Source organism: Caulobacter sp. GW821-FHT12D05, assembly GCF_058807295.1.
The window spans coordinates 255,412-266,798 of sequence record NZ_JBXAQO010000003.1; the positions used below are offsets into that span (position 1 = coordinate 255,412).

Sequence of the window (11,387 nt, forward strand, 5' to 3'; positions counted from 1 at the left end):
CCAGAGCGCGAACGCGCTCTGGACGAGCACCAGGCCCACACCTAAGGCCCGTCTAGAGGCCCTTGGCCACGCCCTCGCGACGCGGGTCCGCGCCGCCTTCCAGCACGCCGTTCGGACGCACGATCACGCCGTGCAGGCCCGAGGTCTCCAGCTGGCCGACCTTGACGTTGACGCCGCGCGCATTGAGCGCCGCCAGCATCTCCGGTCCGAACAAATCAGCGTCGCCCGAATAGCTGTCGCCGCGCGCCACCACGTTCGGCAGCGACACGGCCTGCTGCATGTTCAGGCCCCAGTAGAACAGCCCGACCATGGCCTTAAGGTTATAGGACAGGATGGCGTTGCCGCCCGGCGAACCCAGGGCCGCGACCAGCTTGCCCTTCTTGTCCAGCACGATCAGCGGGGCCATCGACGAGCGCGGGCGCTTGCCCGGCGCGATGGCGTTGGCGGCCGGCGCGCCGTCCTTCTCCTTGGGCGAGAACGAGAAGTCGGTCAGCTGGTTGTTCAGGAAGAAGCCGCCGACCATGCGGCCGTTGCCAAACACGCTCTCGACCGTGGTGGTCATCGAGACCACGTTGCCAGCCGTGTCGACCACGACCAGATGCGTGGTGCCGCCCGGCTCCTTGGTCATGTCGATCCCGACCTTGGGCGCACCCTTGGGGTGGCCGAACGGCGGGGCCTCGCCGGCCGTGGGCGTGACCAGCTTGGCGCGCTCGGCGACATATTTCGGGTCCAGCAGGCCGGCGACCGGCACGGTCACGAACGAAGGATCGCCCACGTAGCGGTCGCGGTCGGCGTACATGACCCGCTCGGCCTGGGCCAACAGGGTCCAGGCGACCGGATCGGTCGGGCCGCGCTTGCCGATGTCGGTGTGCTCCAGCATCTGCAACGCCTGGATCACCGCCAGGCCCGAGGACTGCGGGTTGGGCACGCAGACGCTATAGACCTTCCACGGACGGCACAGGGCCGGCGCCGAGCGCGGCTGATAGCTCTTGAGGTCTTGCAGGGTGATGCTGCTGGGCAGGTCGCCCTCGTGCAGGCGATCGACGATGGCCTTGGCCAGCGGACCGTCCAGCAGGGCGGCCGGGCCCTCGGCGGCGATCTTGCGCACCGTCTGCGCATAGGCCGGGTTCTTCAGCAGGTCGCCGGCCTGGTAGCGGGTCCCGTCCGGCTTGGTGAAGTACTTTACCGCGTCCGGCTGGCTGGCCTGCGGGGCGCGGCTGACGATCATGCCGGCCAGGCGCGGGCTGACCACGAAGCCCTCGTCGGCCAGCTTTTCGGCGTCCTTGAACAGCGTGTTCCAGGCGGCCTTGCCGTGTTCCTTCTGGGCTAGGGACAGCATGGCCACCGCGCCCGGCACGCCCGACGAGCGGCCCGACAGCAGCGCCTTGACGAAGGGCAGGGGCTTGCCGTCCGCACCCATGAACATGTCGGGCGAGGCGCCGGCGGGGGCCTTCTCGCGGCCGTCATAGGCCGTCACCTTGCCGGTCTTGGCGTCGTAGAACACCAGGAACGCGCCGCCGCCCAGGCCCGAGCTCTGCGGCTCGACCAGGCCCAGCACCGCCTGGATGGCCACCGCCGCGTCCACGGCCGAACCGCCGTCGCGCAGCACCCTCAGGCCCGCCTCGACCGCCAGCGGATTGGCGGCGGCGACCATGCCCTTGGCCGTGGTCGAGTGCACGACCGGCTTGGGCGTGGGCATGCCCAGCGGGATCGACTCCGCGCAAGCGGCGATTGGGGCCAGGGTCAGGGAGATGGCGGAGGAAAGGGCGAGCAGGGTTGCGAGACGACGCATACGGATCCTCAGGCAGACGTTGGGGACAGCCTGCCCGCCGTCCCGGAAGCGCTCCATGGACACCAATAGAGCGACGCTGTCACGCCCAGATCCTCTGACGCCGGCCTTAATTGCGGGCTCTGAACCCAGGCCGCACAAGGCTTTGGCGGCAACCGAACGCGGGTGCGTCAAACTTTTCCACAATATCCTTCAAACCGGGCTTGCGTTCCCGAAACGGACGGGCTACTTCCCCCGCCTCGCCGAAAGGCAATGCGCGCCCGTAGCTCAGCTGGATAGAGCATCAGACTACGAATCTGAGGGTCGGACGTTCGAATCGTTCCGGGCGCGCCATTCTTTCAATGCCTTAGCCGAATCCGGCTCCGCCGATTTCCCGTTTGGGACGGTGGTTGTGTCGGTGGTTGCGATTTTCGGATCGCGCGGCGGCCGCCTTTGAGTTCAGAAAAAATCGAATTCGCGTCCCGCCAGATTTGAGCGCGGGCCCTCCTGCGCCCTAAAGTTCGAGGCTTTCCGTAAATTGTCCCGACAGCACAGGGTCTATCGCGTCGGCCTGCGCCAGCGCCCATAGCGCCCAGCGTTCGACGACATCGCACGAAGCTGGCGTCGAGCCTTCTTCTGACGCGGTGCGAGCCGCAGTTACATACCGCCTAATCCTGGCCGCGCGCTCCAGCGCATCCGCATCGCTGAGTAGCCTTTCGACGCGCGCAGCCATCGCCGCCTTACCTTCTGCGACCCGGCGTGCTTCGGCCTGCTCGGCTGCGAGTTTGGCTTCCCTGGCCCGTCGCTCGTTCTCCTCGCACGTCCATTTGAAGTGCATGAGCGCGAACTTGCGTGTGTCCTCCTCAGCCTGGAGAAGGATGCCCCGCGAGGAGCTAGACTTCCGCTCGGCGTCTTCCTTCAGAAGACGGGCGACAATCGGATGCGGGATTTCCAGCGTCGACGGGACTTTGACCGTCTTCACCATCGCCCGAATTTCATCGCTGACCGCCGCTAGATCCCTGAACCGTGGCGGGTCGAGGGACGCTCCCGTCGCCCAGTCGGTCGCGCTGGAATCTGCCGTGACGTCTTGTTCCTGTGCAGGGAAGTAGTTCGCGAAGGTGAGATGCGCTGGCGGCAGGGGAGTGTTCCTGACCGGCTTGCCGGCCTCCCTTCGAACCCACCAGCCCCTTGGCGGAACCGGTATGCCTGCGGCCCGGCACCTTTTGGCCAGCGCCACGTCGGATATGCCCATCGACTTCGCAAGCGTCCTCATTGGCGCGGACCAGAGCCATGTCGAGATCGGTCCGGAAGAGCCGGGACGCGCATCCTGTTTGCATGGGCGGAGCGGCTCGAGGTGACACGATGCTGGATGATGTGGATTGCGGCAGTTGTGTAGATAAATCCAACTTGAAGTTGCTGACGCCAAATTTTCGTGTTTGGATTCTTGGGTCGGGCATTGGCTTACCCAGCTGACTGATTGTTTCGGCGCACTGCAGGTTGGACATTCGCGCCAGCCAACGTGCGTGCGCGAAGGCAGGTGGTCCCGGTCGTTTCAAATGTCGGGGCTCGTTGTGCCGTCGTTCTTGATGATCGCCTTCGTCGGAGGCACTGTCGGGCAGGCTGCCGCAACCGATCCGCCCCCCCCTTTGCCTCGGGCAGACAAGACGCCGGCGCCCGTCGAGGCCGTCATCGTCAACGCCCTGACCACCAACATCAGCACCCGCATCGATCGTCAGATCTATTCCCTGCGTGACGACCCGCAGTTGCAAGCGTCGCCACTGATCGACGTGCTCGCAAAACTGCCCTCCGTCACGCTAACCGCCAGTGGCGAACTGACATTGCTCGGTGTTCCGGGCGTGACCGTGCTGGTGGATGGAAAGCCGGTTCCCGACGTCCGTAGCCTTCTGCGCAGCCCAGGCGGCTCACGGATCGACCGCGTAGAGATCCTCACCAACCCGCCAGCGGAATTCGCTGCGGACGGTGTCGGTGGTGTCATCAACATCATAACCCACCACTCGTTCATCGACGGCCTGTCGGGAACCATCGACGCCAACGTCAATACCCTCGGTTCCTCGGACATCAGCCTGTCGCCGAACTGGAGCGCGGGTCGTTGGGCGGTGTCCGGTTCGGCCCGTTTGACAGCCGATCGTCCCGAGAGCCGCTCCATTCGAACGCGGGAGCTTTTGGGGGGCGGTCAGGGGGCGAACGCTTCCATCCAACGCTCGAAAATGACGGCGAACTTCAGGGGGGGCGCGGTTCAGCCCCAGTTTGTCTTCAGCGCCAGCGATCAGGTCAAAGTAGCTTTCGGCGGCGAAAGCAGCCGATCGCGAGGGCGTCAGACGACCAATACCGAGGTCGACGCCGCGGATACGTCCCTCTCCCGGCAGGAGCAGACGAAGCAGAAGACCCGGTTCGACATCGACAGCGCCAATCTCGGTTACGAGCGGGCAGGCCCGAAAGAGGGCGAGCGGTTCACGACGGACCTGACCTGGTCTCGACTTGCCTCGGACACGGACTTGCTGATCACACAGCATTTCACGTCCCGTGAGGCTGCAACATCGATCACCAACTGGACCGCCAACGAAGACGCGGCGCTCAGCGCCAAATATGAGCGGCCGATCGGGCCGGACGCGAGCCTGTCGACGGGGATGGGGTTCGAGCACGCCGGAAGATCGGTGCGGCAATCCCTTACCGCGCTCGCGGGTGAGCCAATCGGAATGCCAGACTTTGAGGACATGTCAGGCTGGCGCAATGTGGCGTCCGCCTATGGGAGTGCGCAGGCGAAATTTGGAGCCTGGACGGTCCTTCCCGGTATTCGGTTTGAGCGTGAGACCTATACAGTCTCCACCGGTGGGCCGAGAGCCTCGGGCGGGCGCTCGGATATCTTTCCCAGCCTGTTCCTGCGCCGTGCGCTCGGCAAGGCCGTAAACCTCAACATCAGCTATTCGGCCCGTATCTCGCGTCCGGACATCACGGCGTTCGACCCGCAGATTGTCTATTCATCGGCGACGCAGGCAAGCACCGGCAATCCGAATCTCAAGCCTGAGCAGATCGACTCCTTCGAAGCCAGGGTCGAGTACAAGAGGAACGGATCGGTCCTCAATATGACGTCCTATCGCCGCCTCTCGCGAAACGTGCTGGCCCAAGACTATCGCGTCCTCGACGGTGACGTGACGGTCTCGATGCCGGTCAATGCCGGCAAGCAGGACAGCTGGGGCGTCGACCTGAACGTCCAGCGCCGGCTGTCATCGCGCGTAAAGGCGACAGTGGCGGGCAACGTCTACAATCGAACCCTCGACCAGGCAGGCTTTGGCCCTCTCGGGGGCAATTGGTGGGGTTACGCCGGAAGTCTTCAGCTCGAATACAAGGCGCCACCGCGCAAGCAGCGGGACGGCGACACCTACCTCCTCACGGCCCGCTACGTCGGACCTATCGAGACCCCGCAGACCCGCTCGGACGGGTTCTTCAAGGTCGACGCGACGTGGCGCCATCCGCTCTCGGCCAAGGCGACTCTGGTCGTGACTGTCAGCGACCTGTTCGACAGTGTTCGCTACCGCAAGGTCATCGCGTCCGGCGTCGCCCGCGAGGAGGTTGAAAGCTGGAATCCGGCGCCGCTCCTGCGCATCGCTGTCAGCCGACAATTTGGGCGTGATGGCTAGTATTTGCGCCGCTCAACAAAAATGACAATTTCCGGTAGTTTAACGTTGTTGCGCACTCTAAAGTGGATCTAACCTTCAGCATCGTCCTTGAGCCGCTTCACGAGCCGCTCGGATGCCAAGGGGGATCACATGGATGTTCGCGAAGCTGCGGCTGTAGCGGGTTCGACCGGTCCGGCTGCCTGGAGCGGCCAGTTTTCGCGGCAACGGATCGGCTCGACGATCACTCCGCGACTGCAGGAACTGATCTTGCTTCCGACCGAGAAGTGCAACTTCCGCTGCACCTATTGTTATGAGGACTTCGCGATCGGTCGCATGTCGGCGACAGTTCAGCGTAGCGTCGAGCTCTTTGTCGAGCGCCGGATCGCGGAACTGGCGAAACTGCGCTTCAGCTGGTTCGGCGGTGAACCGCTGCTCGCCCGCGACGTGGTCACCAGATTGTCGCGACACGCTTTCGAGACCGCCAGGGCGCACGGCGTTGACTTCCAGGGTGGCCTGACGACGAACGCGTATCTGCTGACGCCCGAGCTGTTCGACGAGCTGCTGTCCTATCGGCAGAATTTCTACCAGATCACGTTGGACGGGTGGGGCGAGACCCACGATCAGGTCCGAAAACAGGCCAACGGACGCGGCTCCTTCGACCGCATCTGGAACAACATGATCGCGATGGCGAAGCACACAGGCGAATTCGAGGTTCTGATCCGGGTCCATCTGCGCCGGACGAACATCGACAGCGCCCGTCACCTCATGAAGGAAATCAGGGCGCAGTTCGGCGACGACAAGCGTTTCCGCGTGGACTTCGAACATCTGCGCGACCTCGGCGGCGATGGCGGAAAGACTGTTATCGCGCCTCTGTCGATCGCCGAGACCAAACAGATCGGTGAAGAGCTCAGGGCGATCCTGCGCTCGGGTCACGACGAGGTCCGCCTGGCGCAGATCGACAATCTCGATGTCGCGGTTGCCCAGGGCAAGCAGTTCGGCGAATCCGCTGCAGGCCAGCGGTCGAGCGATGTCGATCTGGATGGACCCTATATCTGCTACGCGGCGAAGGCCAATTCGCTGCTCGTCCGCGCCGATGGACGCGTCGGGAAATGCACCGTCGCCCTGAGTGACGATCGCAACACGATCGGCAGCCTGCGCCCCGACGGCACGGTTCAGATCGATAACGCCAAGTTGCGTCCATGGCTGCGCGGGCTCGAGAGCCTCGAGGAGGCCGAACTTGGCTGTCCGCTCTTCAATCTCGGGCGCGCGATCCCGCCCGTCCCCGATGAAGGCCTCCCAAGGGAAAAGCAGGAGATGAAAGGATGAGTTCAGGTATCAAATTGACCGGGGTGACGCTCGACGCCGACGGGCGGATGGTGCTCGATGACGAGTTCCTGAAGGGGCTTGCCGACGACGTTATGTTCACGACTGCCGGCGGTGACGGCGAGCGCAACACGCAGTGCTCGAACTTCTCGTCCTGCAACAACTCCTCCAACAGCGGCGGCTGCACGAACTCCTCTGGCCAGTGCGGGGGATCCACCAACGGCTTCATGCAGTGCAGAGTCACGAACTAGGAGAACGCGCATGATCTCTCTTGATCGCCTCGAACTGGGCGAAGACGGACGCCTCGTCCTCGACGATGCCGAGCTGTCGACGCTCGCCATGGATGCCGATCTCACCATGGCTGGCGGAGACCTCAATCCCGCCAACTGCTCCAATAGCGGGTGCGCGGGTTCAACCAACAACAGCCAGTGCACCAATACGGGCGGCTGTGACGGCAGCAGCAACTACAAGTGTAACAATGGCGGCCACGTTACGCGGCCCTGACCTGACGACGTGAATGGGGCTTTGCATCTTGTTCGCCCGAGCGGCAGAAACGCTCCGCCAGTTTCGACGGCCTGCGGTCGAGCCGCAGACTGAGCCCGCGGACTGCGGCTATGTCTGCATAGCCGCGGTTTCCGCTCTCTACGGGCGGCCCGTCCGGGTCGCCCAAATCAAATCGCAGGTTGGCTGGACCAGCCGCGGGCTGACCCTGCGCCAGGTGCGTGATGCGCTGACCGCGCTCGGCATCCCTGCCCAGGCCATCGCATTCGATCCGAAATCACCGAGTGCCTACCCCGCACCGGGCATCGTGCTGCTCCAGCGCGGCCACTACGTCGTCACCAGGCGTGCTAGGGGTAAAGCTGTTGAGGTTTTCGATCCGCGCTTCGGCTGGACCTGGATACCGCTGAAGCGGCTGGCCCGGGAGGCCAACGGTCTCGGCGTTCTCACGCAGAAACCCGTGGCCCCGCCCGTGCCGAGGAACGCAGACGCTGCGCCCAAGGCGCGGCAGCTCCTTGCCTATTTCAAGCACTATCTGGGTGCGCTCGGTGCGTGGGCGATCTTCTTTGCTTGTCTCGCGCAACTGCTGGCCTTGGGCCTGCCGCTGGTCAGCAAGCTGGCGATCGATAACCTCGTGCGCCTCCCGGGGCACTCGCCATCGACATTCATCATCGCTGCGTTCTCGATGATCGCGGTGGTCGGAGCGATCACTAACTTCGCCGGATCGACGCTCAACGGCATCGTGAAGCGAAAGGCGCTCAATTCCTTCAGCCGGTCGATGTTCGACAACTTCGCGGCCAAGCCATTCGAATGGTTCAATGCTGTCAGGCCGGCCACGGTCCAGGCCCAGATTTCCGCGGTGGAGAGTCAGCTCTCCTTCGCCGGTGAGGTTTTCAAGGCCGCCGGTACGACGGCCATCAGCATCGTCGTGGGCGTTGTCGTCCTTTTCAACATATCCCCATGGCTCGCGGCGCCCGGCTTCATCGGTTTGTCGCTGTCGATCATGATCGAGCTCGCGTTCAATCGCACCCAATCATCGCACTTGGCCGCCTCATTCGAGGCGTCGCAAGCGCGGCAGACTTTCAACCTCGAAGTCCTCGCGCAAATGCCGATGCTGGCGCGGTTCGGCTCCCTCGCGCGAGGGCGGACGCGCTACGCCATTGCGGTGTCGCGCATCGCGGAAGTCGAGTTCAAGCTCGAGAAAATCCGCAACATCCGCGATCTTGCCGAGACGTTCATCAAATCCGCGGAGACCCTGGCCTTTGTCTCGGTCGCGGCTTTGTTCGTAGCCTCGGACGGACGCGCGCTGGGTTCGTTTGTCGCTCTAGCCGCCTACAAGGATCTATTGTCCCAGGCCATCGCCGCCCTTTTCCAGCTCAGGCAACGCTATCGGGCCATGGAGATTGAACGGCTCGTGACGGAGGACTTTCAGCCGCAATTGAAGTTCGTACCGCCGCCGCCGCGGACGATCGAGCGCGGGATCGTCGATGTTCAAGACGTATCGTTCCGCTATGGCGCGCTGGATAATGAAGTCCTGTCCAACGTCACGCTCCATGTTGCGGCGGGAGAGTGCTTAGTCATCAAGGGCGGTTCCGGCTGCGGGAAATCCACCCTGGTCAAGCTCGTCTGCGGCTTGCTTGAGCCGACATCGGGGCAGGTACTGGTCGACGGACGTCGGCCAGAGCATCCTATGGCTGGATTTGCCACGGTTTTGCAGAGCGACCGATTGTTGCCCGGAAGCCTTCGAGACAATGTCGCCGTGTTCCGGCGCGGTATTGCCGATGGGCGAATCTACGAGGCGCTGCGGCTCGCGGATTTCGACGACTTCGTGCGTAATCTGCCGATGCGGCTGAACACCCAGGTCGGAGAGGGTCTAAGCGGTCTTTCGGGCGGCCAACGCCAAAGGATATTGCTGGCGCGAGCGCTACTGGATGAGCCCCGACTGATCATCCTGGACGAAGCGACCGCGAACCTGGATGTCGGTTCGGAGCGGAAGATCATCCAGGCCATCAAGGCGAGCGGAGCGACGCTGATCATCGTGTCTCACCGGCCCGAGATCTGGAAGTTGGGTGACCGCGTCATCGATTTCGTAGCGGGACGTTTCCAGTCCGTGGACCATCATGAGCCGCCGCCGCAAGAGACATCCAGCGAACCGGCGCTTAGGGCTGCGGTTTAGCGAGCCCCCGGCTCAAACGCCTCGCGCTAGCTGGCGATAAGGGAGCCCGTCTAATCGGCAAGCCGGAGCTTTGCGCTCCACAACCTACAAGCGCCATCAGCGGACCTTCCGATCAGTGCAGAGAGAAGACCTTGAGAAATGTGAGCGGCGGCGTTGGCTCGTACCATATCAACACCCCCGGCTAGGGTCTTGGTTGCGCCTGCGCCTGGCCCAGTTCGACCCGCCGGAAGCAGACACCCGCTTTGAAGCGACGATCCTCAGTTAGATAGCTGTGCGCAAGCATCAGCTCGTACCGTGCCATGAATGGCAGGTCCCCGAGCGCGAAGGCGTCGCTGTCGTGAAGAATGCAGAACACGACTGAGTAGTCGGTGTCGTTGAAGTCAGCTGCCTTTGCCGGAAGCAACCCCGCAAACCGCGCCTTGTCCTTGGTTGCGTTGGCGTCGTGGTCATCGTTCTGGACCCACTCGGCGATCCCCACACGGGTCGGCTCGTCGGAGCAGATCGCATGGGAGTACATCTTGGCCTGCGTGAACAGATGGCTGATGGAAGCTGATCCGGACGCGTACTTCTTCACATGCACGAAGTGCTTGTCGCCGTGCAGTAAATCACAAACCTCGTAAATGCGACGCCCCGCTATTTCGATCTTGGCTTGGTCGAGGAGGAAGAGGTCGTCGCTGCCCCGGGCGGCCGCCTCGTTGTAGACTTCCTCGCGGTTCTGGTTGCGCCCGGCATGGAAGATATTCGTTCCTGCGGGTAGGTACGGCGCATCAACGTCAAGATCGCGGCCGTTGAAGTAGCCATCGACCTTGTCCTTGAGCTCTTGCGAGACCTCGCGCCACAGGCCGTTCGAAAGGACGTAGGTCTTCCCCAGATACTCAAGTTCGGCGACGATGCACTGATAGGCATTCCAGAGAGGGAAGGTCCGCTCCTGCTCCTCATCGTACCGATAGATGGGCCACGTCCGGAGCTTGCCAGCCGTTAGGTTCCGGATGAACCGGCGGGTCGCCACGATGTCGTCGATCCGAAGGTCATCGAAACGGGGAACTTCGTCGTCGTCTTCCTCGCGCTTTCGGTAGGCGAAGCTTGGATCATCCACCTCAAGGAACTCCGGAGGAGCGAGATGGATCTTGGAGAAGTCCAGCGCTTCGATCTTCGCGCAGAGCGCCGCGTCGAGAGCATCCACGATGTCAGGGTCCGACTCGTGCCGAAGGTTGTCGTAGCTTCTGAATTCGGTGTCGCGGTAGTCGGCGGCCCAATAACGCTCTTCAAGGCGACGGCAGACGTCGGCGAGCGCCGACCAGCCGAACTGCGCATCCTTCGGTAGCTTGATCTGGATGCTGTCCTTGCCCTTGAAGGACTCGATCAGGTCGGTATAGGCATTCTTCACGCTCCCGGCGAGGGTACGAAGGATTTCCGCCTCGGTGTTGATCCCGAATGCGCGAAGGCTCGCGCCGATGCTGGCCTGGCGTTCGGTCTGGCGGCTGATCGCCTCGTGTGCGGATGTCTGGACGCGACGGAGTTTGTCGATGTCGCAGATATTTATCCCGACCTTGATGCCGAAGTCGTGGACGATGCGGGATCGATCGAGGAAGGCGTCGCCGTGCTGACCGAAGGTGGCGACGTAGTGGACATTGTCGCCGGCATCCGTCGAGACGCGCAGAGCCATGATGGCCCGCGGGAAGAAATTGTGGGCGACGTACGTGTATCGCTTGACGTCGAATCCCGAGTTCAGAAAACGCAGCCACGGAATGGCGTCGTCTGTCTTCTCAGCGCCGCCCGCTTTCACGTACTTGATGTAACCTGAGTAGCCGGCGTCGGCGTCGGCGAACGAGTCATACGTGTTCAGGTCGCCGTTGAGATAGTCGTCGAACTCAAGGTCGGACTTGATTTTGTAGAGAGTGACTCTCTTTATTTCACTCATCCTGCCCCCCCCTGGCAGCCGGCATTGCCAGCAGCTTAGCAGCGATGGAGGCAAATCCGCTAG

8 protein-coding genes and 1 tRNA gene are annotated in these 11,387 nt (G+C 63.0%); 6 read left to right on the forward strand and 3 right to left on the reverse strand.

Annotation, left to right across the window (positions count from 1 at the left end):
• Positions 1-52 precede the first annotated feature (52 nt).
• Positions 53-1,792 carry a gamma-glutamyltransferase gene (ggt, locus tag AC1RRR_RS14160; protein WP_492813995.1) on the reverse strand — a complete coding sequence of 580 codons (1,740 nt, stop codon included), beginning with the start codon at positions 1,790-1,792 and terminating at the stop codon, positions 53-55.
• A 253-nt stretch (positions 1,793-2,045) separates the two neighbouring features.
• Between ggt and AC1RRR_RS14165 the strand changes: the two genes are divergently transcribed.
• Positions 2,046-2,122, forward strand: a tRNA-Arg gene (locus AC1RRR_RS14165).
• A 160-nt stretch (positions 2,123-2,282) separates the two neighbouring features.
• Here AC1RRR_RS14165 and AC1RRR_RS14170 read toward each other — a convergent pair.
• Positions 2,283-3,020 carry a hypothetical protein gene (locus tag AC1RRR_RS14170; RefSeq protein WP_492813997.1) on the reverse strand — a complete coding sequence of 246 codons (738 nt, stop codon included), beginning with the start codon at positions 3,018-3,020 and terminating at the stop codon, positions 2,283-2,285.
• A gap of 334 nt (positions 3,021-3,354) precedes the next feature.
• On the opposite strand from AC1RRR_RS14170, the gene AC1RRR_RS14175 reads away from it, so the two are divergent.
• The 5 genes from AC1RRR_RS14175 (at position 3,355) to AC1RRR_RS14195 (ending at position 9,403) form a co-directional block, all read left to right on the forward strand.
• Positions 3,355-5,427 carry a TonB-dependent receptor domain-containing protein gene (locus AC1RRR_RS14175; RefSeq protein WP_492813999.1) on the forward strand — a complete coding sequence of 691 codons (2,073 nt, stop codon included), beginning with the start codon at positions 3,355-3,357 and terminating at the stop codon, positions 5,425-5,427.
• Positions 5,428-5,556: 129 nt separating this feature from the next.
• Entirely contained in the window at positions 5,557-6,732 is a 1,176-nt protein-coding gene (locus AC1RRR_RS14180) for a radical SAM protein (protein ID WP_492814001.1), read from the forward strand.
• Positions 6,729-6,980, forward strand: coding sequence for a hypothetical protein (locus AC1RRR_RS14185; RefSeq protein ID WP_492814002.1), 252 nt, complete (start codon positions 6,729-6,731; stop codon positions 6,978-6,980). Before AC1RRR_RS14180 ends, AC1RRR_RS14185 begins: the two co-directional genes overlap by 4 nt.
• Before the next feature lie 10 nt (positions 6,981-6,990).
• The gene (locus tag AC1RRR_RS14190) at positions 6,991-7,233 is read left to right on the forward strand and encodes a hypothetical protein (protein WP_492814004.1); all 243 of its coding nucleotides are present in this window, start codon (positions 6,991-6,993) and stop codon (positions 7,231-7,233) included.
• Positions 7,234-7,246: 13 nt separating this feature from the next.
• Positions 7,247-9,403 carry a peptidase domain-containing ABC transporter gene (locus tag AC1RRR_RS14195; RefSeq protein WP_492814006.1) on the forward strand — a complete coding sequence of 719 codons (2,157 nt, stop codon included), beginning with the start codon at positions 7,247-7,249 and terminating at the stop codon, positions 9,401-9,403.
• A gap of 181 nt (positions 9,404-9,584) precedes the next feature.
• Here AC1RRR_RS14195 and AC1RRR_RS14200 read toward each other — a convergent pair whose 3' ends face one another.
• Positions 9,585-11,324, reverse strand: coding sequence for a DUF6119 family protein (locus AC1RRR_RS14200; protein ID WP_492814008.1), 1,740 nt, complete (start codon positions 11,322-11,324; stop codon positions 9,585-9,587).
• Positions 11,325-11,387 lie beyond the last annotated feature (63 nt).

Excerpts from the sequence above, each read along its gene's own strand:
- ggt (WP_492813995.1), bottom strand. The coding sequence starts at position 1,792 with ATGCGTCGTCTCGCAACCCTGCTCGCCCTTTCCTCCGCCATCTCCCTG.
- AC1RRR_RS14170 (WP_492813997.1), bottom strand. The coding sequence starts at position 3,020 with ATGGGCATATCCGACGTGGCGCTGGCCAAAAGGTGCCGGGCCGCAGGC.
- AC1RRR_RS14175 (WP_492813999.1), top strand. The coding sequence starts at position 3,355 with ATGATCGCCTTCGTCGGAGGCACTGTCGGGCAGGCTGCCGCAACCGAT.
- AC1RRR_RS14180 (WP_492814001.1), top strand. The coding sequence starts at position 5,557 with ATGGATGTTCGCGAAGCTGCGGCTGTAGCGGGTTCGACCGGTCCGGCT.
- AC1RRR_RS14185 (WP_492814002.1), top strand. The coding sequence starts at position 6,729 with ATGAGTTCAGGTATCAAATTGACCGGGGTGACGCTCGACGCCGACGGG.
- AC1RRR_RS14190 (WP_492814004.1), top strand. The coding sequence starts at position 6,991 with ATGATCTCTCTTGATCGCCTCGAACTGGGCGAAGACGGACGCCTCGTC.
- AC1RRR_RS14195 (WP_492814006.1), top strand. The coding sequence starts at position 7,247 with ATGGGGCTTTGCATCTTGTTCGCCCGAGCGGCAGAAACGCTCCGCCAG.
- AC1RRR_RS14200 (WP_492814008.1), bottom strand. The coding sequence starts at position 11,324 with ATGAGTGAAATAAAGAGAGTCACTCTCTACAAAATCAAGTCCGACCTT.